At 71.3% G+C, this 25105-nt stretch carries 19 protein-coding genes; 11 read left to right on the top strand and 8 right to left on the bottom strand.

Annotated elements, in window-relative coordinates; all coding sequences use genetic code 11:
- Positions 1 to 7: 7 nt before the first annotated feature.
- A complete protein-coding gene (locus AOA12_RS18770) occupies positions 8 to 772 on the bottom strand; it encodes an enoyl-CoA hydratase/isomerase family protein (RefSeq protein ID WP_054686298.1) in 765 nt (254 codons plus the stop codon).
- A gap of 128 nt (positions 773 to 900) precedes the next feature.
- On the opposite strand from AOA12_RS18770, the gene AOA12_RS18765 reads away from it, so the two are divergent.
- Positions 901 to 1719, top strand: a complete 819-nt coding sequence (locus tag AOA12_RS18765; RefSeq protein WP_054686297.1) for a PaaI family thioesterase — start codon at positions 901 to 903, stop codon at positions 1717 to 1719.
- Between the two features lie 12 nt (positions 1720 to 1731).
- Here AOA12_RS18765 and AOA12_RS18760 read toward each other — a convergent pair whose 3' ends face one another.
- Complete coding sequence (locus AOA12_RS18760) at positions 1732 to 2595, bottom strand: SDR family NAD(P)-dependent oxidoreductase (RefSeq protein ID WP_054686296.1); 864 nt, start codon at positions 2593 to 2595, stop codon at positions 1732 to 1734.
- A 246-nt stretch (positions 2596 to 2841) separates the two neighbouring features.
- Here AOA12_RS18760 and AOA12_RS18755 point away from each other — a divergent pair, with 246 nt between their 5' ends.
- On the top strand, positions 2842 to 4527 hold the full coding sequence (locus tag AOA12_RS18755; RefSeq protein ID WP_054686295.1) for an AMP-binding protein: 1686 nt from the start codon (positions 2842 to 2844) through the stop codon (positions 4525 to 4527).
- A 31-nt stretch (positions 4528 to 4558) separates the two neighbouring features.
- On the opposite strand, the gene AOA12_RS18750 is transcribed toward AOA12_RS18755, so the two are convergent.
- Complete coding sequence (locus AOA12_RS18750) at positions 4559 to 5419, bottom strand: PaaX family transcriptional regulator (RefSeq protein ID WP_054686294.1); 861 nt, start codon at positions 5417 to 5419, stop codon at positions 4559 to 4561.
- A gap of 207 nt (positions 5420 to 5626) precedes the next feature.
- Here AOA12_RS18750 and AOA12_RS18745 point away from each other — a divergent pair, with 207 nt between their 5' ends.
- The 8 genes from AOA12_RS18745 (at position 5627) to AOA12_RS18710 (ending at position 17119) form a co-directional block, all read left to right on the top strand.
- Positions 5627 to 7312 carry an FAD-dependent oxidoreductase gene (locus AOA12_RS18745; RefSeq protein ID WP_054686293.1) on the top strand — a complete coding sequence of 562 codons (1686 nt, stop codon included), beginning with the start codon at positions 5627 to 5629 and terminating at the stop codon, positions 7310 to 7312.
- Positions 7309 to 9597, top strand: coding sequence for a molybdopterin-dependent oxidoreductase (locus AOA12_RS18740; RefSeq protein WP_054686292.1), 2289 nt, complete (start codon positions 7309 to 7311; stop codon positions 9595 to 9597). Before AOA12_RS18745 ends, AOA12_RS18740 begins: the two co-directional genes overlap by 4 nt.
- Before the next feature lie 66 nt (positions 9598 to 9663).
- Positions 9664 to 11415 (top strand): AMP-binding protein, encoded by a 1752-nt coding sequence (locus tag AOA12_RS18735; RefSeq protein WP_054686291.1) that lies wholly within the window; start codon positions 9664 to 9666, stop codon positions 11413 to 11415.
- Positions 11416 to 11449: 34 nt separating this feature from the next.
- Positions 11450 to 12289 (top strand): hypothetical protein, encoded by an 840-nt coding sequence (locus AOA12_RS18730; RefSeq protein ID WP_156366583.1) that lies wholly within the window; start codon positions 11450 to 11452, stop codon positions 12287 to 12289.
- 148 nt (positions 12290 to 12437) lie between these two features.
- A complete protein-coding gene (locus tag AOA12_RS18725) occupies positions 12438 to 13292 on the top strand; it encodes a branched-chain amino acid ABC transporter permease (RefSeq protein WP_156366582.1) in 855 nt (284 codons plus the stop codon).
- The gene (locus tag AOA12_RS18720; protein WP_054686288.1) at positions 13289 to 15118 is read left to right on the top strand and encodes a branched-chain amino acid ABC transporter ATP-binding protein/permease; all 1830 of its coding nucleotides are present in this window, start codon (positions 13289 to 13291) and stop codon (positions 15116 to 15118) included. Before AOA12_RS18725 ends, AOA12_RS18720 begins: the two co-directional genes overlap by 4 nt.
- On the top strand, positions 15115 to 15837 hold the full coding sequence (locus tag AOA12_RS18715; RefSeq protein WP_054686287.1) for an ABC transporter ATP-binding protein: 723 nt from the start codon (positions 15115 to 15117) through the stop codon (positions 15835 to 15837). The genes AOA12_RS18720 and AOA12_RS18715 overlap by 4 nt, the downstream gene beginning before the upstream one ends.
- A 46-nt stretch (positions 15838 to 15883) precedes the next feature.
- Complete coding sequence (locus AOA12_RS18710) at positions 15884 to 17119, top strand: ABC transporter substrate-binding protein (protein WP_054686286.1); 1236 nt, start codon at positions 15884 to 15886, stop codon at positions 17117 to 17119.
- 119 nt (positions 17120 to 17238) lie between these two features.
- Here AOA12_RS18710 and AOA12_RS18705 read toward each other — a convergent pair whose 3' ends face one another.
- The 4 genes from AOA12_RS18705 to AOA12_RS23930 are packed head-to-tail and all read right to left on the bottom strand — an operon-like array spanning position 17239 to position 22345.
- Positions 17239 to 18063: an ABC transporter ATP-binding protein gene (locus AOA12_RS18705; RefSeq protein WP_054686285.1), complete on the bottom strand. Its 825-nt coding sequence runs from the start codon at positions 18061 to 18063 to the stop codon at positions 17239 to 17241.
- On the bottom strand, positions 18056 to 19765 hold the full coding sequence (locus tag AOA12_RS18700; RefSeq protein WP_054686284.1) for a dipeptide/oligopeptide/nickel ABC transporter permease/ATP-binding protein: 1710 nt from the start codon (positions 19763 to 19765) through the stop codon (positions 18056 to 18058). Before AOA12_RS18700 ends, AOA12_RS18705 begins: the two co-directional genes overlap by 8 nt.
- Complete coding sequence (locus AOA12_RS18695) at positions 19755 to 20789, bottom strand: ABC transporter permease (protein WP_231637132.1); 1035 nt, start codon at positions 20787 to 20789, stop codon at positions 19755 to 19757. Before AOA12_RS18695 ends, AOA12_RS18700 begins: the two co-directional genes overlap by 11 nt.
- Entirely contained in the window at positions 20786 to 22345 is a 1560-nt protein-coding gene (locus AOA12_RS23930) for an ABC transporter substrate-binding protein (protein WP_054686283.1), read from the bottom strand. The genes AOA12_RS18695 and AOA12_RS23930 overlap by 4 nt, the downstream gene beginning before the upstream one ends.
- Positions 22346 to 22509: 164 nt before the next feature.
- On the opposite strand from AOA12_RS23930, the gene AOA12_RS18685 reads away from it, so the two are divergent.
- Positions 22510 to 23514 carry an Lrp/AsnC family transcriptional regulator gene (locus tag AOA12_RS18685; RefSeq protein ID WP_054686282.1) on the top strand — a complete coding sequence of 335 codons (1005 nt, stop codon included), beginning with the start codon at positions 22510 to 22512 and terminating at the stop codon, positions 23512 to 23514.
- A gap of 18 nt (positions 23515 to 23532) precedes the next feature.
- On the opposite strand, the gene AOA12_RS18680 is transcribed toward AOA12_RS18685, so the two are convergent.
- Positions 23533 to 24975 carry an amidohydrolase gene (locus AOA12_RS18680; protein ID WP_054686281.1) on the bottom strand — a complete coding sequence of 481 codons (1443 nt, stop codon included), beginning with the start codon at positions 24973 to 24975 and terminating at the stop codon, positions 23533 to 23535.
- Between the last annotated feature and the right edge of the window lie 130 nt (positions 24976 to 25105).

Below are 25105 nucleotides of genomic sequence, written 5' to 3'. Positions count from 1 at the left end.
GGAGGCGTCACCGGGCCAGGAAGCGTTCGATGAGCGCTCCCGCCTCGGGGCCTCCGGCGGCGCGCGAGATCGACCGCGCCTCGCGGTCGAGGTGCGCGTCGAGGTCGGAGTCGAGGCCCTCGCGCAGAAGGCGGCGCGTGGCGCCGAGCGCCCCCGCGGCGCCGGCCGCGATGCGGGCCGCGATGTCCCGTCCGCGCTGAGCCGCCTCGGCGTCGGCGCAGACGACCGAGGCGAGCCCGAGCTGCACGGCGCGCTCGGCGTCGGCCGACTCGCCCGTGAGCGACATCGTCAGGGCTGCGCGCAGGCCGACGACGCGCGGCAGCAGCCACGAGGTGCCGCAGTCCGGCGTCAGGCCGACCGCGGGGTAGGCGACCACGAAGCGGGCCGATCCGCCGGCGACGACGACGTCGGCGGCGAGCGTGAGCGCGAGCCCGGCGCCGGCCGCAGCCCCGCGGACGACGGCGACCACGGGCTGGGGCGCCGTGTGCAGCGCCCGGATCGCGCGGTGCGCCTCGCCGGCGAGCTCGAGCAGGTAGGCGGAGCGATCGGGGGCGTCGGCCATCGTCCTCAGGTCGCCGCCCACGCAGAACGACCGGGCGCCGCCCTCCAGCAGGATCGCGCCGACGCGGGGGTCGTCGCGGGCGCTCTCGACGGCGTCGGCCAGCAGGCCCGCCGTGGACAGGTCGATCGCGTTGCCGGCCTCGGGGCGGTCGAGGGTGATCGTCGCCACGCCGTCGTCGACCACGAGGCGCACGGTGGGGGAGGAGGTCATGGGGTCCTTCCTGACGGGACGACCGGCGGCGGTGCTGAGCGAACGTGCCGCCGGAGCAATCTAGCGAACATTCACTAGAATAGCGCAGAGGTCCGTGCTCCCCAAGGGCACGGCGAAAGGAGTGAGCGGTGAACTCGAAAGAGAGGCGGGAGTGCTCGGTGCTCACCGACGCGTCGGTCGAGCGGGTGTTCGGCGTGGGCCCCTGCGACGTCACCGCGCACCGGTGGGCGTGCGCGGCGACGGTGCGGCCGTGGATGGACGGCGCGCTGCCCCGCGTGGCCGTGCTGCTGGACCACGTGCTCGGTGAGGCCGTGTTCGCGCGACGTCCTCGGGGCACCTGGTCGATCACCGCCGAGCTGTCCGTCGAGCTCGCGGCGCCCGTGCCCGACGGGGCGAGGATCGAGGCCGTCGTGGGCGACGTCGTCGTCGACGCCGACGGCGGCTTCGCCTGGGCGACGGTCACGGGCGAGGACGGCCGGCTCGTGGCGCTCGGGTCGACGTGGGTGAACGTGGTCCCGGTCGGCGTGGAGGCGGAGGCGGCCCTGCGCGCGGCGGGCCGGGACGATGCGACGCCGCCGTCGTCGGACCGTGCGCGACCCGAGCGCGCCGGCGGCGCGGCCGAGGTGCTCGGGCTCGTCGTCGCGCAGGGGGACGGCGACGCGGTCGTCGCCCGCCTCGACGACACCGGGCCGTGGGCCAACCTGTTCGGCACCCTGCACGGCGGCGTGGCGGCCACCGCGGCCGGCATCGTCGCGCAGCGCCTGCGTCCCGGCATGCGCGTCTCGGGCCTGCGCGTCTCGTACCCGCGTGGCGTGACCGCGCCGTCGGCGGTCGAGCTGGTCGCCGAGACGGTGCACCCCGGTCGCCGTCTCGTCACCGCGCGCGTGCGCGGGCGGGACGCGCAGGGGCGGCTGTGCTTCGAGGCCGCGGTGGGCCTGCGCGCGTGAGCGGTGCGCGGGTCAGCCCGCGGTGACGCCCGACCCCCAGCGGTCGGGATGGAAGGCCTGCATCCGGTCGGGCGTCAGGCGCTCGGCGAAGTCGGCGGCCGTCCATGCGTCGGCGGTCCAGGTGTGCGCCGCCTCGGGATGCGTCCACACCGACAGCACGCTGCCGTCGAAGGAGAGCACCTGGCCGGAGACGTCGCGCGACTCGGCGCCCGCGAGGTAGGACACGATCGGGGCGACGGCGTCGGGCGACGGGAAGGCGACGGCATGGCCCACGTCGCTGCTCGCGAACACCTTCGTCATGTCGGTCGCCGCGGCGGGGGCCAGGGTGTTGGTGCGGATGCCGAAGCGCGCGAAGAGCTCGAGGTGCATGACGCGGCCGAGCCCGACGATGCCGGCCTTCGCGGCGGCGTAGTTGGCCTGGCCGTACATGCCGAACAGCCCGGAGCCCGACGACACGTTGACGATCGAGCCGCCCCGGTCGGTCATCCGGCGTGCGGCGGCGCGCGCACACGCCCACGTTCCGCGCAGGTGCGTCGCGACGACCTCGTCGAACTCCTCGACGGACATCTTCAGGAAGGAGCGGTCGCGGGTGATCCCGGCGTTGTTGACGAGCACGTCGATGCGCCCGAACGCCGACACCGCCGTCTCGACCAGGTGCTCGCAGAACGCCGCGTCGGCGACCGAGCCGACCGCGGACACCGCCTCCGCGCCCGACGAGGCGAGCTCCGCGACCGCGCGCGCCGCGCCCTCCTCCGTCGTGGCGTTGACGACGACGCGGTGGCCGGTGCGCGCCAGCTCCGCGGCGAACGCGCGTCCGAGGCCGCGCGACGATCCCGTGACGACCGCCACCGGCGCGTCGTGAGTGCTCTGTGTCATTGCCGTTCCACTTCTCGTTCGAGGGGACGATCCCCGCCGTGGGGCGACGGACGCGCCGTCGTCGTGCCGCTCCCATGATAGGGGACAAAAGATTCGTGATGCGACAAGACATTGACGAATGTGCCCGTCTGGTGTTACCGTCACTGCACCCGTGAACGCCGCCGTCTCCGCGAGCCGAGGAGGCCGGACGGCCCCGGGATGCGCATCTCGCGGTGCGCACGTCGACGATGAGGTGAGGAAGCCTTGATGAACGAAGATGTGACAACGTCGGACTGGGCCAGGAAGATCCCGCGCGAGCAGCGCGAGGACTTCCTCGCGCGGGGCTGGTGGCGGGACCGGACGCCGGTCGACGACCTGCTGGAGGCGATCGAGCGGAACCCGCACAAGGCGGCCGTCGTGTCGTATGCGAAGGGCTCGGCCATGCCGCGCACCGTCACCTACGGACAGCTCGGATCGCTCATCACGCGCTTCGCCGGGGCGCTCGACGCGCTCGGCGTCGGCAAGGGCGACATCGTCTCGATCCAGCTGCCCAACACGTGGGAGTTCCCGGCGCTGGCCATCGCCGCGATGCGCATCGGCGCCATCCCGAACCCCATCCCGCACATCTATCGCGAGAACGAGCTGTCGTTCATGCTCCGCCACGCCGGGAGCAAGGTGTACATCGTGAAGGCGCAGCACGGCGGCTTCTCGTACGCCGACATGGCGCGCAGGCTGCGCCCCGGCCTCCCCGAGCTCGCGCACGTCGTCGTGCTGGGCGAGGACGACGGCGACTTCACCTCCTTCGACGACTTCTTCGTCGACACGCGGTGGGACCTCGTCGACGGCGTCGGCGAGCTGCTCGCGCAGCGGCATCCGCAGCCCGACGACCCCGCGCTGCTGCTGTTCACGTCGGGGACCACCGGGCGGCCGAAGGCGGCCGTGCACTCGCACAACACGCTGTGGGCGCAGGGCCGGCCGATCGCCGACGCCGTGCAGATGGTCGAGGACGACGTGAGCTTCATGGCCTCGACGGTCGGCCATCTCACCGGCTTCTACTGGGGCACCTATCTGCCGCTGTCGCTCGGCCAGAAGGTCGTCTACCAGGACGCGTGGGACCCGCGCGCCCTCGTCGACATGATCGAGTACGAGGGCATCACGTGGATGCTGTCGGCGACGCCGTTCGCCCTCGACATGATCGACGCGCTCAAGCAGCAGCCGCGCCCGCTCGGCAGCCTGCGCGCGTTCGCGTGCGGCGGCGCGCCGATCCCGCCGCACGTGGCGATCCAGATGCAGGAGCACCTCGGCGTCGAGCTGCTCTCGCTGTGGGGCATGAGCGAGGTGGGCGTGTGCACGATCCACCAGCTCGGCACCCCCGTCGAGGTCCTCGCCGAGAGCGACGGGATGCAGGTCGAGTACGTCGACCTGCGCATCGTCGACGACAACGACGAGCCCGTCGCCGACGGCGAGGAGGGGCGGCTGCAGATGCGCGGGCCCGGGATCATCCTCGGCTACTACAAGCAGCCCGAGGCGATCGCCGCGGCGATGGACGACGAGGGCTGGTTCGACACGGGCGACAACGGCCGCCGCACGCCGCACGGCGGCATCCGGATCACCGGCCGCAGCAAGGACATCATCGTCCGCGGCGGCCAGAACGTGCCCGTCGTCGAGATCGAGAACCTCCTCCTCACGCACCCCGGCGTCAAGGAGGTCGCGGTGGTCGCCTATCCCGACGACCGCATGGGGGAGCGCGGCTGCGCCTGCGTGGTCGCGGCGGGCGACGCGACGCCCACGCTCGCCGATCTCACTGCCCATCTCGCGGAGGCGGGCTTCACGAAGCAGTTCTGGCCGGAGAGGCTCCTGCTGCTCGACCAGTTCCCCAAGACGCCCGCGGGCAAGGTGCAGAAGTACCGCCTGCGGGAGCTGGTGCAGGAGGACATCGCCCTCGCCGGCTGACGGGACGCGGCCTCCGCGCGGCGCCGGCGGGTCAGACGCTCTCGAGGTGCGAGAGCACCTGCCAGTGCCGCTCGGAGGCCTCCTTCCACGCCGCGCGGCACTCGCCGAGCACGGTCGTCGCGCGGAAGCCGGGCCACCGCGGCGGGAGGAACTCGCGCGGCAGGTCGGGGTCGAGGTAGGGGAACCGGCGCCACGCCTGCACCAGCTCGATGCGGGCGAGCAGCGCCTCGCGGTCGTCGCGCGGCGTGAGCTTCGCGAACCGCTCGATGAACTGCTCGTACTGCGCGCTCAGCAGGTCGAGGTTCCACGCCGACTCCACGAGGGCGCGCTCGTCGCCGATCCCGCCGTGGCGTCCGACGAACGAGTGCGTCTGCTCGAGCAGGCCGAGGCGTTCGATGACCTCGCGGGCCTCGGGCTCGCGGTCGACGTGCGGCGTGATCCAGTGGCCGGAGCCCGGCGATCCCAGGCCCGCCCAGATGAGGCCCGACTGCAGGTGATGGCGCAGCTGCCGCTGGGACTCGGGCACCGTGACGAGGATCGACAGCCATCGCCGGTCCCAGGTCATGTCGCGCGTCTGCCAGCCGAAGACGCGCTCGCCGCCCTCGGCCAGCGCCCGGCCGCCGGCGGCGGTGAACTCCCAGCGCACGCGCCGGCCCTCGCGCACGGGCTCGATGTGTCCCGACTTCGCGGTGCGCTGGATGGCCTTGCGCGCGGCGTTCGGCTCGAAGCCCAGTTCGCCCAGCACGTTGACGAGGGTCGATGACCACACCGTCCGTCCGGCCGGCCAGACGAACTCGCCCAGGCAGACCAGCAGTGCGGCGCGCGCACTCGTCTGGTGCACCCCGCTGATCAGGCTGAGCGGTTCGACGAGCGTTGCGTGTTCGCGAGCCATGTGTGCCTTCTCCGTCTCTTTCTCCGGACGCCCTCACGAGGCCAATGTTGGCCATCATGGTTGCGTACCGCTGTAATTATGGCAATAATGAAGGGCATCTCGCCGCCGAGTCGCGACGATCGCCCGGCGATCGCACACCGATCGCAGGGCGATGTTCCCTACGAACGGCGAGGATGCCCTGGACAACGACGCGCGGAGGCGACCCGGATGCCACATGTGATCACTCAGTCGTGCTGCAACGATACTGCGTGCACTGTCGTCTGCCCCGTCGACTGCATCCACCCCACCCCGGCCGAGCGGCGCGCCGGCTCGACCGAGATGCTCTACATCGACCCGAACACGTGCATCGACTGCGGGAGCTGCGTCGTGGAGTGCCCCGTCGGGGCGATCTACGCCGATCACAACCTGCCCGACGACCTGGCCGACTACGCGAAGGTCAACGCCGACTTCTTCGAGACCGCCTGGCCGGCGCTCGGCGAGGTGCCCCGCCGCGAGGTGGGCAAGCCCGCCGTCGCGCGGACCGAGGAGCTCCGCGTCGCGGTCATCGGCTCGGGGCCCTCCGGCTGCTACGCCGCGCTGGAGCTGCTCGAGCGCGGCGGCTCCGCCCTCCGCGTCGACTTCTTCGATCGGCTCCCCACGCCGTGGGGCCTCGCGCGGGCCGGCATCGCCCCCGACCACCTGCACACCAAGGCCGTCGCGGAGCGGTTCGCCGAGCACGCCCGCGATCCGCGGCTGAGGTTCTTCTTCAATGTCGAGGTGGGCACGCACGTCTCCGTCGCCGAGCTGGCCGAGAGCTATCACGCCGTGATCTTCGCGACCGGCGCCTCCAGCTCGCGCGCCCTCGGCATCCCCGGCGAGGACCTGCCGGGCAGCCACCCCGCGACCGCCTTCGTGGCCTGGTACAACGCGCACCCCGACGCCGCCGACGCGCGGTTCGACCTGACGACGCCGCGGGCCGTCATCGTCGGCAACGGCAACGTCGCGATGGACGTCGCGCGCATGCTCACCGCCTCGCCCGCGCAGCTGCAGCACTCCGACGCGGCCGAGCACGCCGTGCGGGCGCTGACCGCCGGATCGGTGCGCGAGGTCGTGCTCCTCGCGCGTCGCGGTCCCCTGCACGCCGCGTTCACGTCGCCCGAGCTCCGGGCCCTGGGGTCGATCCCCGGCCTGCGCGTCGCCGTCGACCCCGCCGATCTGGAGCTGACCCCCAACGAGCGACGGCTCCTCGGCGAGTCGTTCGCGCCGCGGCTCAAGTACGAGCTGCTCAGCGAGTACGCCGCGCGGGACTGGGGCGACGCCGACCGCACCATCCGCCTCCGCTTCTTCTCCGCGCCGGTGCGGGTGCTGGGCGACGACCGCGTCGAGGCCATCGAGATCGAGCGCACGCGATCGGCGGATGCCGGCGAGCAGACGCAGACCGAGTCCACCGGCGTCCTGGAGCGGATCCCGACGGGCCTCGTGCTCCGGGCGGTCGGCTACCGCGGCATCCCCATCGAAGGGCTGCCGTTCGACGAGGCGCGCGGCATCCTGCCCAACGACGGTGCGAGGATCGTCGAGCCGCCGAGCGGCGCGCCCGTGCGCGGGATGTACACCGTGGGCTGGATCAAGCGCGGTCCCTCGGGCGTGCTCGGCACGAACAAGCAGTGCGCGAGCGACACGGTCGCCGCGCTGCTCGACGACCACCGCGCCGATCGGCTCGCCGACCCGACGCGATCGGCCGACGACGTCGACACGCTCCTGCGCCGACGCCAGCCGGCGCTGTACGACTGGGACGGATGGCGCCGGATCGACGAGTACGAGCTGCTCAGCGGCCGGCGCCTCGGCCGCCCGCGCGCCAAGGTGGCCGACCGCTCGCGGCTCGTCGAGATCGGACTGGGCGGCGACGGGTCATGACCGCCGGCCTGCGCACCGTCACCCGCACGTGCCCGATCTGCGAGTCGACCTGCGGGCTGTCGATCACGATGGAGGGCGATCGCGTGCTCCGCACGCGCGGCGACGTCGACGACGTCATGTCCCGGGGCTTCATGTGCCCCAAGGGCGCCACGCTCGGCGAGATGCTCGACGACCCCGACTGGCTCCGCGTGCCGCTCGTGCGCGAGGGCTCCGACTTCCGCGAGGCCTCCTGGGACGAGGCGTTCGATAGCGTCTCCGAGCTCTTCCGCCCCATCCTCGACGAGGACGGGCCGCACGCGACCGCGATCTACATGGGCAACCCGATCGGGCACAACCTCGCGGGACTGCTGTTCACGCGCGCCGTCGTGAAGGCCCTCAACACCCCCAACCTCTACAGCGCGTCCACGCTCGACCAGCGGCCGAAGGACCTGTCCAACGGCCTCCTGTTCGGAGACCGCTACACGCTCGCCGTGCCGGACATCGATCGCACGATGTTCATGATCATGCTCGGGGCCAACCCCATGGAGTCCAACGGCAGCCTCGCCACCGCCCCCGGCTGGCCGCGCCGCCTGCGCGCCCTCAAGGAGCGGGGCGGCACCCTCGTCGTCGTCGACCCCGTGCGCACCCGGACGGCCGAGGTGGCCACGCAGCACCTGCGCCCGCGCGTCGGCACCGACGCCGCGCTCCTGCTGTCGATGGCGTGCGTGCTGTTCGACGAGTCGCTCGTCGACACAGGGGCCGCGGGCGCCTACCTGCGCGGGATGGACGTCCTCGAGCGCGTCGTCGCGCCGTTCCGGCCCGAGCGGCTCGAGGCGTACACGGGGATCGCGGCGTCCACGGTGCGCGAGCTGACGCGCGCGTTCGCCGCGTCGCCCTCCGGCGTCGTCTACGGCCGCATCGGCACGTGCACGACGCGCTTCGGCACCATCTCGTCGTGGGCGATCGACGTGCTCAACGTCCTCACCGGCAACCTCGACCGTCCGGGCGGGGCGATGTTCCCCCAGCCGGCGTCGGGGATGGCGAACACGAGGGGGGAGCCCCGCTTCGGCGGACCCACGCGGATCGGGCGGTTCCGCACCCGCGTGCGCCAGGCCCCCGAGCTGTTCGGCGAGTTCCCCACGTCGTGCCTGGCCGAGGAGATCGACACGCCGGGACCCGGCCGCTACCGCGGGCTGCTGCTCATCAGCGGCAACCCCGTCGTCTCCACCCCGAACTCCCGCCGCATGGAGGCGGCGCTGCCCACGCTGGACGCGCTCGTGGCCATCGACCCGTACATCAACAACAGCACGCGCTTCGCCCACGTCATCCTTCCGGCGCTGTCGCCGCTGGAGAGGTCGCACTACGACACGCACTTCACGATGTGGTCGGTCCGCAACTTCGCCAACTACAGCCCCGCCGCCGTGGAGAAGGGCCCGAACGCGCTCGACGAGTGGGAGATCATGTGCCGCCTCGCGGCGGTGTTCGACGGCTCCGGGGCGCCCGTCCACGAGATCGACGAGGGCTTCATCCGCGGCATGATCCGCTCCGAGCTGCGCTCGCCGTTCTCCCGCATCGCCGGTCGCGATCCCGAGGAGATCGTCGCGATGCTCAGCCCCCGCGTCGGCCCCGAGCGCGTGCTCGACTTCCTGCTGCGCGTCGGCCCGTTCGGAGACCGCTTCGGCGAGGTGCCCGACGGGCTGACGCTCGCACAGCTGGAGGCGAATCCCCACGGGATCGACCTCGGGCCGCTGCAGCCGCGCCTGCCCGAGGTGCTGCGCACCGAGGACGGGCTCATCGACATCGCCCCGGCGCTCATCGTCGACGACATCCCGCGCCTGCAGCGCGAGATCGACGAGGGGCCGCCGTCGGGGCTCCTGCTGATGGGCCGGCGGGCGCTGCGATCGAACAACTCGTGGATCCACAACATGCCCTCGCTCATGACCGGCCGCACGCGGTCGACGCTGCGGATCAGCCCGCAGGACGCCGCCGAGCGCGGCCTGGAGACGGGCGACACGACGCGCGTGTCGAGCGCGGCCGGCGAGCTGGAGGTGCTCGTCGAGGTGACCGACCGGATGCCGCGGGGCGCCGTCAGCCTTCCGCACGGATGGCTCCACTCGACCGAGGGCGTGCACATGGAGACGGCGACGGCGCGCCCGGGATCCAACTCGAACGTGCTGGCCGACGAGCAGCAGGTCGACGTGCCGTCGTGGAACGCGATCCTCAGCGGCATCCCCGTCGTGGTGCAGCCCGTGCGGAGTCCGCACCCGGCGGCGCTCGCGCTCGCGGCCGACGACCGCACGGCCTAGCCGTTCTCAGGCGCGTCGCATCGATGCCGATGGCGGCGCCGACACGCACCCACACAAGGAGAGTCCATGTCCCATCGGGGAACCGCCCGCGGCGAGGCGATCGCCGACCCCTTCGCCGGCATCCGTCTTCCCGCGCCCGACCGCGCCGCGCACTACCGCGCGCGCGGCGACTGGCGCGATCGGACGATCGTCGACGACATCTTCGCCTTCGTCGACGCGACGCCCGACCGCACCGCGCTCGTCTGCTACCGGCAGGGCGCGGAGCAGCCGGACTCGTTCACCTACCGACAGCTCGGCGAGGCGGCGGACCGCCTGGCCCAGGCGCTGGCGGATCTCGGCGTCGGGCGGGGCGACGTCGTCTCGCTGCAGCTCGCCAGCGGCTGGGAGTGCGCCGTCGCCGTGCTCGCCGCGATGCGCGCGGGCGCCGTGGTGAATCCGCTCGTGACGATCCTGCGTCGCCGCGAGCTGGAGTTCATGCTCGGCCGTGCGGCGTCCAAGGTGCTCTTCGTGCCGGCCTCGTTCCGCGGGTTCGACCATCTCGGGCTGGCCCGGGAGCTGCGCCCCGCGCTGCCCGCGCTCGAGCACGTCGTCGTGGTCGGCGGCGAGGGGCGCCTCGGCGACGAGCTGGCGTTCGAGGGCCTGCTGCGCACCGGCCTGCCGGGGGCGGGGTCGCCCGTGCCGCGGGCGCGGCGGGGCGACGAGGTCGCGTCGCTCATGTACACCTCGGGGACGACCGGCGAGCCGAAGGGCACGCTGCACACGTACGACACGCTCTGGTCGGCCGGGCGCGCGATGTTCGACAGCCTCGGTCTCGACGACCGCGACGTGTCGTTCATGGCATCGCCGATGGGCCACCTCACCGGCTTCCTCTGGGGGCTGCTGCAACCGCTCTCGCGCGGGATGACCGCCGTGTTCCAGGACGTCTGGGATCCGGCGCGGTTCCTGGAGGCCGTGGAGGAGCAGTCGATCACGTGGACGATCGGTGCGACGCCGTTCGTCGTCGACGCGATCGCCGAGCAGGAGCGCTCGCCGCGCTCGCTGACGACCTTCCGGCACTTCGTGTGCGCCGGCGCGCCGATCCCCCGCACGCTCTCGGCACGGGCGCAGAACGTGCTCGGCGCCAAGCTCATGGCGCAGTGGGGCACGTCGGAGTGCGGCGGCGTGACCGTGCACGGCCCGGCCGACGACGTCGAGACGGTCGCGGCCAGCGACGGGCGCCGCACGCCGTACATGGAGCTGAAGATCGTCGACGAGTGGGGACGTGCCGTCGGCCTCGGCGTCGAAGGGCGCCTGATCGCGCGAGGGCCGAGCGTGTTCGTCGGCTACCTGGGGCGCCAGGACCTGTACGACGACGTCGTCGACGAGGACGGGTGGTTCGACACGGGCGACCTGGGGACCTGGGTGGAGGAGGACCTGGTCCGCATCACGGGCCGTTCGAAGGACATCATCATCCGCGGGGGAGAGAACATCCCCGTCGTCGAGGTCGAGAACCTGCTGCTGGAGTACCCGGGCGTGCAGGAGGCCGCGGTCGTCGGCGTCCCCGATCCGCGGATGGGGGAGCGCGGCTGCGCCGTGCTCGTCGTCGCGGGCCCGCCGCCGAGCCTGGCCGATCTCGTCGCCCACCTCGCGGATGCCGGCATGGCGACGCAGTACTGGCCCGAGTTCCTCTGGGTCGTGGACGAGATGCCGCGCACGCCGTCGGGCAAGATCCAGAAGTTCCTGCTGCGTGCGGCGGTCGGCGACGGAGGCGCGCCCCCGGAGGGCGCACGCGCGTTCGAGGCCGCCCGCACCGTGCCGCGCGCGGAGGCGCCGGCGTGACGAGCCGGCCGCGCGCGGCGATGCGGCCGGGCCGGTGACCGCCGCGGGAGCGTCGCCGTGGGACGACGCCCTGGGGGGCTGGCGGCCGAACCCCGCCGAGGTCTCCCTGGGCGTGCGGATCACCGCGGCGGGCCCGACGGGGGCCTCCGGCATCGCCGTGGTGCCGGACGACGCGCGGGGCCTGGGGTGGTCCACGACCCTGTCGGATCTGCTCCTCGGCCGCGCCCTTCTCGCGGCGCTGGGGCCGGGCTGGTCGTGTGTGACGCTCTCGCTCCGTTCCGAGTGGACGGCGACCGTGCTCGCGGGCGTCGGAGCGCTGGCGGGGAGCGCGCAGCTGGTCGATGTCACGGGCGACGTTGCGCTGGTGCACGGGCGCGTGCATGACGCGGCGGGCCGTTCGGTCGCCCTCGTGTCGGGCCGGTTCAAGATCTTCCGGGGCGAGCGTCAGCCTCCCGCGGGGCTCGCATCCTCGGGATCCGCGCCGTCGGACGGGTGCCTGACCCGCGTGCTGGGCATGGCCCCGCGGGGCCATGCCCAGGCGGAGCGCGTCGTCTGGGCGCTGCCCCGCTCGCGACGATTCGCCAATCCCTCCGACGTCGTGCACGGCGGCGTGCAGGCGGCGGCGCTGGTGTGCGTCGCGGAGGACCTCGCCGCCGCCGTCGGCGCCGGGGCGCGCTGGCGCGTCCTCGACCTGGACGTTCACTACCGGCGCGCCCTGGCCGTGGCGGACGAGAGCGCAGAAGTGGTCGGTTTTATAAAGTCACGCAGTCGATCTGTCCTCTCTGTGGACCTCGAGGTGGTGGACGCGGAAGGTGTGCTGCTCACGGCCGGCAGCTGCATGCTGGCGAGAGTCGAGGTCGACGAGGCGTCGTGAGGATTCGTTCCACGGAGCGGATTCCGATAACGATTGTGGACAAACAATTGCAGTAGCGCTACTTCTATGGCTAAGCTTTTCCATCAGAGTCCTCACGGCGAGACCGCCCGGAGGAGCACGACGAAGTGCGAATGGAGAAGGAATCACCGTGCAAGTGATCATCACGGCGCTCTCGACGGCCGCCGTCCTCAGCCCCATGGCGATCGGGATCGCCCTCGTGTTCCGGATCGGCGGAGTCATCAACTTCGCGGCGGGCGCCCTCTGCGTCGCGGGAGGCATGATCTACGCCTCGCTCGGCGGCGGATGGGTCGGCGCCGCCGTGGCGCTCGTGGCCGGCGTCGTGCTGGGCCTGCTGACCTTCGTCATCGCCGTCCTCCCGGGCAAGTCGCGCGGGCTGCCCGCCGTCGCGATGACGCTCGCGACGCTCGGCATCGCGCTGATCGTTCAGGCGACGGGCGACCGCGTCTTCGGCACCGCGCCCCGCACGGCGCCGCCGTGGATCAGCGGGACGATCTCGATCCTGGGCGCCGAGCTGAGCTATCAGCGGCTGCTCACGATCGTCGTGGCCGCCGTCGCGACCATGGTCGTCATCCTGATGCTCGACCACACCCTGATCGGCCGCGGCATGGAGGCCTGCTCCGCCAACGAGCCGCTGACCCAGCTGTACGGCACGAGGACGCAGCTCTACCACCTGCTGGCCTGGGGCGTCGCGGGCCTGTGCGCCGCCCTGACCGGTGTGCTGCAGGCCGGCATCGCGAGCATCGCCGACACCGTGTCGATGCCCTTCCTGGTCACGGCGCTCGTGGGGGCGGTGCTGGGCGGGATCGGATCCCTGCGGGCCACGGCTCTGGGCATCGTGCTCGTCTCGGTCGTCACCGCCGTCGTCCAGCAGGTGTTCAACGTGCAGATGCCGCTGGCGCCGGTCTTCGTGCTGCTGCTCATCGGCCTGGCCGTGCGGCCCGCAGGCCTCTTCACCCTGGAGAAGACGGGAGAGCGAGTATGAACGCGGCACGCGTGCGCACCCGCATCTGGCGGATCGTGCCCCACCTGGCCATCCCGGCCGTGATCGTGGCCGTGGTCCTGCTGTCGTCCGGCGACGGATACGTGCGGCACCTGGCGACCGCCGGAGCCATCGCCTACATCCTCACCGCGAGCTTCAACCTCGTGTTCGGCTACGCCGGCATCTTCTCGCTCGCCCAGGTCGCGCTGTACGGCGTCGGCGCGTACGCGAGCGTGTACGCGGAGAACCAGTGGGGATGGTCGTTCTGGCTCGCGACGCCGTTCGCGATCCTCGTCGCCGCCTTCCTCGGCGCGGCCATCGCCTGGCCCACGGCGCGGCTGCGCAGCATCTTCATCGCGATGGTGACGCTCGCCTTCGCGGTCACGCTCATCGAGGTCTTCATGAAGTGGACCGACGTGACCGGAGGCGCCGCGGGCATCTTCGCGATCCAGCCGCCGCAGCTGGGCGACATCCGCCTCGTCGGCGGGACGATGGGCTATCTCTGGCTGTGCGCGGTCGCCGCCTGGCTGGTCGCCGAGCTGATGCTCCAGCTGAACCGGTCGCCCATCGGCCGCAAGCTCGCCGCGCTCCGCGAGACCCCGGTGGTCCTTCCCTCCGTGGGCGTCGGCGTGGCCAAGCTCCGGCTGCTCACCTTCGCCGTGTCGGCCGGCCTGGCCGGGCTGGCGGGGTCGCTCTACGCGCACTTCCAGCTGACCATCTCGCCCGAGGCCTTCGGCCTGCCGCGTCTCATCGAGCTGCTGCTGGCGACCGTCGTCGGCGGTGCCGGGACGTTCATCGGTCCCGTGGTCGGCGTCGTCGTGCTGCTCGGGCTGGACGAGATCGGGATCATCCTCGGCGGCGTGCAGCCGTACGTGTACGGCGTCGCCGTGATCGTGCTGATGACCTTCGGCCGCACCGGCGTGGGCGGCTGGATCCTCGCCCTGTGGAAGCAGCTCAAGAGGAGCCTGCGGCTCGAAGGGACGCGATCGGCGCGGACCGCGGCCGTGGACCCGTTCTCCGAGCGGTTCGACGAGTCGCCCGCGAGGCCGCTGGAGGCCGGAGCGGTCGCTCTCGCGGTCGACGGCGTGTCGGTGAGCTTCGGCGGCGTGCATGCCGTGCGCGACGTCACGATGCACGTGAGGCTGGGCGAGATCGTCGGCCTGATCGGTCCCAACGGCGCGGGGAAGACGACGCTGATGAACTCGATCACGGGCGAGGTCGCCCTCACCCAGGGGAGGGTCTCCCTCAACGGGGAGCCGGTCACGGGGCGTTCCCGGCAGGCGATCCGGCGCGCCGGCATCGCGCGCACCTTCCAGGTGCCGGCGCTCGTGCCCGACCTCAGCCTCGTCGACAACGTCGTGCTCGGCGGTGAGGGGCACAACCGCATCGGCTACTTCCGTCAGCTCGTCAACACCCCGGCGTCGCGTCGCGAGGACGCGTTGCACCGCGTGCGGGCGCGGGCGCTGCTCGAGGAGGTCGGCATCGGGGAGTTCGCGGACGGACGCGCCGACGCCCAGTCCTACGGCGTCCTGCGGCTCGCCGAGATCGCCCGTGCGCTCATGCTCGACCCCGAGGTGATCCTCCTCGACGAGCCGGGCGCAGGACTGACCGAGAGCGACATGGAGGAGCTGGCGGGAGTGCTGCGCGCCATCCGCGAGCGGGGACGCTCGGTCGTCGTGATCGATCACCACGTCTCGTTCGTGGCGGGCGTCAGCGACCGGCTCGTGGTCATGAATCAGGGATCGGTGCTCAGCGAGGGCGCGCCCGACGAGGTCGTCGCCGATCCGCGGGTCGTCGAGGCATATCTGGGAAGGGTGGGAGCAGCATGAGCGAGTCGATCCTGCGACTGGACGGCGTCACCGGCGGCTACACGCGCCGCTCGATGGTGCTGCACGGCGTCGACCTGTCCATCGGCCGGGGCGAGGCGCTCGGCGTGACCGGCATGAACGGCGCGGGCAAGTCCACCCTGCTGCGCGCCGTCGCGGGGCACCTGCGCGTCGCGTCGGGCAGCGTCGAGTTCCTGGGGCGCGACATCACGCGCACGGCGGCGTCCGCGCGCACGCGCGCGGGCCTGGTCTCGCTGCCCGAGGGGCACCAGGTGCTGCGTTCGCTGACCGTGCGCGAGAACCTGCGACTGGCGACCGGACGGATGACGGGCCGGGGCGCGGACGCCGCCCTCCGAGCGCACCTCGAGGGCATCTACGAGCTGTTCCCGATCCTTCGCGAGCGGGACGGGCAGCTCGCCGGCCTGCTCTCGGGCGGCGAGCAGCAGATGCTGTCGATCGGGCGCGCCATCGTGCGCACGCCCACGCTGCTCGTGCTCGACGAGCCGTCGCTGGGACTCGCCCCCATCGTCGTCGACCGCATCTACGACGCGATCGGGGCATTGCGGGCGGGCGGCGTGTCGCTGCTCGTCGTCGAACAGGGATCGCAGCTGCTGCGCAGCGTCTGCGATCGGATCATCGTGCTCAACAAGGGCACGGTCACCGCGTCGGGGGCCGTCTCCGAGCTCACCGACGAGCAGGTCCATGAGGCGTACTTCAGATAGAGACTCCACCGCGAGTGCTCGCGGGGCATCCAGGAAAGGGAAACACATGCGATTCAGCAACACGAAGAGGTCGACGGCGACCTCTTGGCGGCGGCTCTCGGTCACGGCAGCGGTGATCGCGGGCGTGGTCGTGGCCGGCAGCGGCTGCGCCGCGGGCGACGACGGCGGTGACGACGGCGGCGGCTCGGGCGGCTCGGCCGGATCGGTGACCATCGGGTTCATCGCGCCGCTGAAGGGCTCCAACGCCGCCACGGCCGAGGCGATGGTCAACGCGGCGACGATCGCGGTCGACGAGGCCAACGAGAACGGCGGCGTCGACGGCCGCACCGTCGAGCTCAAGGTCTACGACGACGAGCTCTCGGCCGACATCGCGGCGCGCGTCGCGACGCGCGCCATCACCGTCGACAACGTGTCGGTGCTCGTCGGCGGCCTCTCCAGCGCCGAGGGACTGGCCATCCGCGAGGTGGCCGAGCGCTCCGAGGTGCCCTACCTCGCGGCCGCCTCGTCGGCGATGGGCATCACGCAGGACGCCGAGTTCACCTTCCGCGTCGCGGCGACGGCCGTCGACCAGGCCAACTCGGTCGTCGACATCGCCAACGCGCTCGGGGCGAAGAAGGCCGCCATCCTCTACGACAACGGCGCCGTCGGCCCCGCTCTCGCCGAGATGTTCACGGCGCGCGCCGCGGAGACCGGTCTCGCCCTCTCGGGGCCGGGCGTCGAGTTCACCCTGGCCGGCACCGACATCTCCGGCCCGGTGCAGACCGTCGCCGCGCAGAGCCCCGACATCGTCCTCGTGGGCGGCTCGACGGGCGCCGATCACGGACTGCTCGCCAAGACGATGGTCGAGCAGGGCGTGCAGCTGCCGATCGTCGGTCTCGTCGGCATCGGCTTCCCGGACGCCCACGACGTGGCGGCGGGCGCGTACGACCAGATCCCCGGAGCCTACTTCACCTCGTCGGTCGACCTCGACAAGCCGCGGTTCAAGGAGTTCCAGGACGTCTACTTCGAGCGCTTCGGCGAGGCCGTGCTGCCCGACGCGGCCGTGCAGAGCTACGACGCCACGCGCGTCGCGATCCAGGCGCTGCAGGCGACGAGCGGCGAGGGCGGCACCGCCCTGCGCGACGCGATCACCGCGCTCGACCCGCTCGAGGGCGCGGCGGGCCGCGAGGGCTCGATGATCTCGTTCCAGGAGGGCCATGACGGCTTCGCGGGCGGCTTCCTCGTCGTCTACCGCGCCACGGGCGGCGCGAACGTGATCGCGAGGGACGTCGTGCTCGACTGACGATCCCCTCTCCACCCGCAGAGCCCCGGCCGACGCCGGGGCTCTGCGGCGTTCGGATCCCGCGATCGGCGGCCGACCCGGGGCGGTCCCTCGGAGAGCGACAGGCTTCCGGCATCGGCTCATGGGCGCGGAGTCGTGCGGGGCGGCGTCTCCGTGTGCAGCGAGAACCCGGGAGAGCCGGGGGCCGACGAGAGAAGCTCGTGCGTATAGGCGTGTCGCGGGTTCGCGAAGACCGATCCGACCGGGCCCTGCTCCACGATCTCTCCGCGACAGAGCACCACGACGTCGTCGCAGAGCTTGCGGACGATCGCCAGATCGTGCGAGATGAACAGCAGCGAGAGGTGCAGCGTGTTGCGCAGCTCCGTGACCAGGCTGATGATCTCGGCCTGGATGGAGACATCCAGCGCCGACGTGATCTCGTCGGCGATGATCATCTCGGGCTCCACGATCAATGCGCGCGCGATTGCGACACGCTGCCGCTGGCCGCCCGAGAGCTCGTGCGGCCGTCGGCTGACGACCTCGGGCGGGAGGTGCACCCGCTCGAGCCAGCCGACGATCCGATCGAGGTCGCGTGCCACCCGGGGGCGGCGGGGAGCGTATGCCTCAGCGAGAGTCTCCCCGACGGTGTACAGAGGGTCCAGCGAGGCGAACGAGTCCTGCGGGATCAGCTGGACCTTCCGTCGACGGGCGAACAGGTCACGCCCGCGCGAGGCTGCCAGGTCGGCGCCGTGGATTCGAACACGCCCCCTGTGCGGAGGGACGAGCCCGACGATCGTCTGCGCGAGCGTCGACTTGCCCGATCCCGACTCGCCCACGACGCCGACCGAGCGGCCTTTCGCGACGGTGAGATCGATGTCGAGAAGAACGGTCTTCGTGGCCGCGCCATGTCCGCGCACGACGGAGAGCCCGTCGACGAGCAGGGCGGGCGTGTCTGTTTCAGTCATCCTGGTCTTCCTCCTGACGCCAGCGGGGAGTGGCTGCGAGCAGCGTCCTGGTGTAGGGGTGACGCGCCTCCCCGGCTCTCATCCGATCGCCGGAGAGCTCTTCGACGATCTCTCCCGAGCGCACGACCAGAACACGATCGCAGAGCGCCTGGACCACGCCCATGTCGTGGGAGACGAAGAGCACCGCGAGGTCGCGCTCGCGGTTGAGACGGACGAGCTCGCGCAGGACGCTCGCCTGCACCGTGACGTCGAGTGCTGTCGTGGGCTCGTCGGCGATGAGCAGGCGCGGGCCCGAGGCGATCGCCGCCGCGAGCATGGCACGCTGCCGCATGCCGCCGGACAGCTCGTAGGGGAACTGCCGCAGGCATCGCTCCGGATCGCGCAGCCGTACGGCGCGCAGAGCCGACAGCACGATCGCACGTGCGTGCCGGCGGCTCGCGCCGCGATGGCGTCGCAGCACCTCGGTGAGCTGGCTCGCCATGCGAAGCGCCGGGTTGAACGTGCTTCCGGGATCTTGATACACGAGGGCGAGGTCGGTGGCGATCTGCCGGTCGTCGACCTCGTCGAGCAGGTCGAGGTCGCCGATCCGCAGCGTCGTGGCCTCCGCCCGAAGGCTCGGAGGAAGCAGGCGGGCCAGGCTCATCGCGATCGTGGACTTGCCCGAACCGGACTCTCCGACGACGCCGAGGATCTCGCCTTGGCGCATCGTGAAGGAGACCTCGCGAACGAGCGTCGTACCGTCGGCGGCAGTCACGGTGAGGTCGGCGACCTCGACCAGAGAGCCGGGTGACGAGGTCGTGGGCGCACGGTGCGCTCGACGCTGCGTCGTGTGTCCCGCTCGGCCGGCGTAGGGGTTGGCGGCTCCCGCGAACCCGTCGCCGATGAGCATGACGGCCAGGATCGTGAGCACGATCATCAACGTGGGCCCGACCACCTCGTACGGTCGCGTGTAGATCGAGGGAAGGGCATCGTTGAGGAGCTTTCCGAAGTCGTAGTCCGGCGCCTGGACGCCCAGGCCCACGAAGGACAGTCCCGACATCTCCATCATCCCGACGGCGAAGCAGGATGCCGTCACGATCGCGAGCGGTGCGATCATGTGGGGGAGCAGGTGGAACGCCAGCATCCGGTGCAGGGGGACCCCGAGCAGCCGTGCCGTGGAGACGAACTCGCGCTGCGACAACGATGCCGACAGGTTCGCCGCCAGGCGCCCGAAGGCAGGGAGGTTCGCGAGGCCGATCGCGACGACGACGGCGAACGCGCCGGCGCCGAGGATCGCGGAGATCACGAGTGCGACGAGGAGGCCGGGGTAGCTGACCGCCGTCTCGAGGACACGCAGCGAGATCTCGCGCACGCGTCGCGGCGCCAGCCAGATGCCGATGCCGAGGAGGACTCCGCCGCACACGGCGATCGCCGTGGCTGCGAGCGTCATGAGCAGTGTCAGTCGCGTCGCGACCAGCGCTCTGGCGAGCAGGTCTCGCCCGAATGCGTCCGTGCCGAGCCAGTGTTCAGCGCTGGGGGGCGCGTTGCGCGTCGTCGTCAGCTGGTTGGCGGCGTCGGAGAGAAGGAGCGGCGCCACGATGCCGGCCACCACGATGACGGCGAGCAGCCCCGTTCCGGCGGCGAGCGTCGCATTCCATCGCAGGCGTCCCGGCGGGCGCGGGGCGGTCCGCCGGGACGTCGCAAGCGCGGTGTCAACGGTCACCGGAGGCTCCGATGATGCGAGGATCGACGACGGCGAGCACGACGTCGACGGCGAGCGTGATCACGGCCGCGAACACCCCGAGTACGAGCACAGTGCCCTGGATGAGCGGATAGTCCTTGTGCGCGATGGCGTTGACGACGCCCAGGCCGAGGCCCGGCCACCCGAACACCGTCTCGACGATGATCGCCCCGCCGAGCATGCCGGTCAGGACGAGCCCCGCGAGCGTGAGCGTCGAGGTCAGCAGATTGGGGAGGGCGTACTTGGCGTAGCGCACGAGTGGTGGGACGCGCCAGCCTCTCGCTGTGCGCATGTAGTCGGCTTCCAGCACGAGCGCGGTCTCGCGTCGCACGACGCGTGCGATCGTGCTGACAGGCCCCAGGCTCAGCGCGGCCACGGGCAGCACGAACGACAGACCCGGGCTGCTGCGGGAGTACGCGGGCGGGAGCAGCCCGAGGCCGACGGCGAACACGACGACGAGGACCGTCGCCAGAACGTAGGCCGGCACCGCCGAGGCGAGCCCCGTGAGCACGGAGAAAGCACGATCGACGCCCGGCCGCCGGCTTCCGCGCGTGGCCACGGCCACCCAGACGCCGATCGGGATCGACACGAGCAGCACGATGACGACGGCGATCCCGGCGAGCGCTGCGGTGTAGGGCATCCGGGCGAAGACGATCTCGCTCACGGCGCTGCGCGAACTGAAGGAGTACCCCATCGTGCCGTCGGCCAGGCTTTGCAGGTAGTTCAGGAACTGCTGCCAGAGCGGCAGATCGAGGCCCATCTCCCTTCGCAGAGACTCGATCTTGGCGGCGTTCGCATCCGGTCCTGCAGCGGCCACGGCGGGATCGCCGGGGATGAGCGGGACGATGAGGAAGGTGATGACGATCAGTGCGGCCACGGTCGCGATGAGGCCGAGCGCACGCCGTCCGGCGAACCGCAGCCACGGGTGGTGCTGCGGCGGTCGTGGTGCCGGCGCGGGCGTCTCGGGCCGAGACGCCCGCGCGTCGTGCAGGCGAGTCTCCGTCACCGGATGATCCGCATGGTCGACGGGTCGAGATAGTCGCCGAAGGTGCGTACGCTCACGCCTGCGCGGGAGACGGTGGCGGCCTCGAGCCCCGTCAGCGGGACGACGTCGTCGCGCTCCAGCATCGTGCGCTGCGCCTCGAGGAAGTGGATGCACTGCTCGTCCTGGTCGATCGTGGCCAATCCGGCGAACAGCGCCGCGGCTCCCTCGTCGTTGTCTGCGGCGCCGATGTTCCGGCCGCCGCTCGCGAGCGAGGGGCCCATCACGCGATCGAGAGATGCGCTGATCAGCTGGAGCGAGTTCTGGTCGCCCATGATGGTCATGTCCCATCCGGTCTCGGGGGTGAAGATGGTCGTCGCCCACGTGGAGTTGTCCGTCGAAGTGAGCTCGACGCGCGCACCGGCCTCGGTCAGCACCTGCTCCAGATACTCGCCGCCGGCCCCGGAGTCTCCGAGCGCGTTGGTCTGGACGATGCGGATCGGCACGTCTCCGAGCGCGGCGGCGGCCGCCGCCGGATCGTGCTTCTCCAGGAGGGACGCGTCTTCGTTCACGCACTGATAGTCGGGCGAGACGACCGAGAGGTACGGTGCCGTGCGTCCCTTTGAGAAGACGCTGATGTATGCGTCCTGATCGATCGCCTGGGCAACCGCCTTGCGCAGCTCGGGCGGCCCGGAGAACACGCTTCCCGGCGCCTGGTTGAAGATGACGTAGATGTGGCCGCGCGTCCACCGGGTGAGCAGGAAGTCCTGCTCGTCGAACCGGTCGACGGTCTCGCCGGAGAGGTTCGCCAGGTCGATGTCCCCGCTGAGCAGCTGGTTCGCGGTCGAAGAGATGTCGGTGGCCAGCGTGTACCGCAGGGTCTTCGCCGGGCTCCCCCCGAGCGGCTTCGCGAACTGCGGCCATGCCTCATAGTCGTCGCGCAGCACGAGCGTGTACTCGAGGCCGCGGGTGGCCTCGTCGACGATGTAGGGTCCGGAGAAGGCCCCGGCGGCCTCGCCCGCGCTGAGAGCATCGAGGTCGGCGAGTCCGGCAGGGCAGACGATGCCGGTCTGCGCCAGGGTGAGACCACGCTCGACGTTGGCGTAGGGCTCGGACAGCACGATGGTCACGGTCTGTGAAGCGTCGTCGCCGGTGATCCGTACGTCGCCCTTGCCGAACACCGCCGATCGGAACGTGGAGGGAGCGGCGGGGTCGGCGAAGTGGTTCAGCGAGTCTGCGACGATGCTCGCCGTGATCGCAGTGCCGTCCGCGCACGTCGCATCGTCACGGATCGTGAACGCATACTGCGTCGCCGACTGCGCGTCCCACTGCGTCGCGAGCCCGCCGACGATGCCGTCGTCGTCGAGTCGCAGCAGCGTGTCGTACAGCATCCTGTTCATGACGAACGCGTCACCGCTGGTGGCGCGCGCCGGGTCGAAGCTGTTCGGGTCGGCGTCGAGGACGAGCGAGAGCTCCGTCGCGTCGCCCGAGGCAGGTGCCGTTCCGTCAGGGCTGGCGGCACAGCCCGTCAGCGCGAGGGCTCCGACGAGGACAAGGGTAAGGGACCGGTTCTCAGACATGGGACCTCCGAAGCATTGATCGCTCGCGACATCGTCGTCGCGAGTTCCGGCTCGGTAGCGAGCCTGCTCACACATCGTCCCGCTCGACGCGGAATCAAGGTAACTTTGGACTATCGGATGCAGATATTTCTCATCCAGGATGGTCTCTTTGTCATACTTGCTAAATGGATGAGGTTGATCGGCTGCTCGTCAGCGCCTTGCAGATACATCCGCGGATCGCGTGGTCCCGCCTCGAGTCGATCATCTCGGTGGAGGCGACGACGTTGTCGCGCCGCTGGGCTCGTCTGGTGGACGCCGGACTGGCCTGGACGTCGTGTCGGCTGACGAACAGCAATGAGGCGCGCGGTCCGATCCCCGCCTCCGTCCTGGCGTTCGTCGAGATCGACTGCGAGGCCGGCCGGCGTGAGCAGGTGATCGACGTGCTGAGCCGCAACAGGTTCGTGATGAGCTTGGACTGCACGACGGGATCGCGCGAGCTGTTCGCCGGGATCGTCATGGAGAACGTCGGTCGCATCGACGAGTATCTCTCGTCGGAGATCTCCCCGGTGCCGGGGGTGCGCGCGACACGGATGCATGTCGTCCGGCGGCTGTACAAGGACGGCACCGACTGGCGCATGGACGCTCTGCGTCCGCGGCAGGTGCACGCAGTGGAGGCCGCTCGCGGGCGCGTGCATGACGCGCCGGAGCAGCCCGGCAAGCTGCACATGGAGATCGTGCGGGCCATGGGCGGCGACGTGCGACGATCGTGCAGCGACCTGGCCGCGGAGGTCGGGCGCAGCGTCTCGACGGTGAATCGCGCCATGAACCAGATCGTGCATGCGGATTGGGCGCGTCTGCGCGTCGATATCGCGCACGCTCACTTCGGCTACGGCGCGACCGCGATGATCCTCTACAGCGTTCCGCAGACTCAGATCGACCAGATGGGCGCCGCTCTGCGGCGGCTGCCTGAGGTACGTCTGTGCTGTGCGCTGGTGGGCCGGGCCAACCTCGGCGTGCTCCTGTGGATGCGCTCGATCGAAGATCTCCACGACATCGAGGTCGCGGCGTCGCACAGCTTCCCGGATGCGACCGCCATCGATCGATGGATGGTGCCGCGTGTCGCGAAGCGGCTCGGCCACCTCATCGGGCCGGATGGGCGCCGTGTCCGCTACCTCGCCGAGCAGCCGTGAGGGTTCGCGGACTGCCGGTCACGGCCGCTCGGCGGCCTCGCGAAGCGGTGGCGGCACGGTGCCCTCGGGGATCGGGCTGACATAGGGGGCTTCGCTGGTGCGCTCGCTCAGCTCCGCGCGTGCGGCATCGACGAGATCAGAGCTTTCCAGCAGGTCCACGGCGCTCGCCGCGACGATGCGGGCGGCGTGCAGGAGCGACGCGTGCGCGGCCGGGAGCTTGCCCTGCGCGACCGCTTGCCAGGAGTGCATCGGGGTGCCCGATGCCCAGGCCTGCACCATGACCTGCGCAGTCGGGGTGACCCAGCTCACGTCGCCCACGTCGGTCGAGCCGAAGACGAGCTCGCGCGGCCGGGCCGTGTCGAGGAAGGGAACGTTCGTCTGCAGGCTCTCGGCGATCGCGTGCGTCGCCGTACCGGACGACCGGTGCGCGGCGATCAGCTCCTCGGGCAGGGACGTGGTGTACCGATCCGCGAGCTCCTGGTCTTGCTGCGTGAAGCCGATCGGTCCGAAGAGCTCGACGTTCGATTGCAGGAGGCGTTCGAGCGCGTCATTGGGCAACAGCTCCGCGCTGGCGCCGTCGGGGATCACGTCGACGGTCGTGCCGGTCATGAGCGCCGCGCCCTCGGCGATGTCGGTGACGCGCCGGTAGAGGTCGCGCACCTCGGCGGTCGTCTCGGCGCGGACGATGTAGTACACCGTGCTCTTGGCCTGGACCACGTTGGGCGAGGTGCCGCCGGAGTCCGTGATCGCGTAGTGGATGCGCGCGCTGGCGGGCATGTGCTCCCGGAGGAAGTTCACGCCGACGTTCATGAGCTCGACCGCGTCGAGGGCGCTGCGTCCCAGATGCGGGCTCACGCCGGCGTGGGCGGCGGTGCCCGAGAACGCGAAGCGGGCTTGCACATACGCGAGCGAGTGCCACTGCCTCGCCGTGAAGTACCCCGTCGGATGCCAGGTCAGCGCTGCGGCGACGTCGTCGAACGCGCCGGCCCGGACCATGAAGCTCTTTCCGGCGGCGGCCTCTTCGGCGGGGCAGCCGTAGTAGCGGACCCGCCCTTCCTGACCGGTCGCGTCGAGGTATCGCGCGACGGTCACGGCTGCGAGAAGCGATCCTGCGCCGAGCAGATGATGCCCGCATCCGTGTCCGAAGGTCGTGAGGTTGTGCGGGTCGGGCATCGGCGTGGTCGCCCCCGGTGCCTGACTCAAGCCCTCCAGGGCGTCGTACTCGCCGAGGATCGCGATGACGGGGCCTCCGTGACCGTACTCCGCCGAGAAGGCGGTAGGCAGTCCGCCGACGCGATCCTGGACGCGAAAGCCGTATTCGACCGCAAGGGCACGCTGCCGCTCGACCGCGAAGTGCTCGGCCCAGCGCATCTCCGGTCGATCCCAGATCTCGTCGCTGAGCCCGATGAATCGGGCGCCCAGGTCGGCGACGATCGCAGCGATTCGGGTCTTCTTGTCCATGTGCACGGCACCTCGGCAGTCTCGGGGTTTGCCCTCTTGTGATGAGGGGGTACCGCTGCAGAGTAGAAAGCGGGCGAGATATCGTGCGAGCTTGTCGAGTGCAATGAGGTTTTTTCTCGAATGAAGACAT

The sequence above is a fragment of the Microbacterium sp. No. 7 genome, assembly GCF_001314225.1.
Taxonomy (GTDB): Bacteria; Actinomycetota; Actinomycetes; order Actinomycetales; family Microbacteriaceae; genus Microbacterium.
Note: the sequence above shows the minus strand (reverse complement) of the source record. Positions and strands in the feature narration are given on the sequence as shown.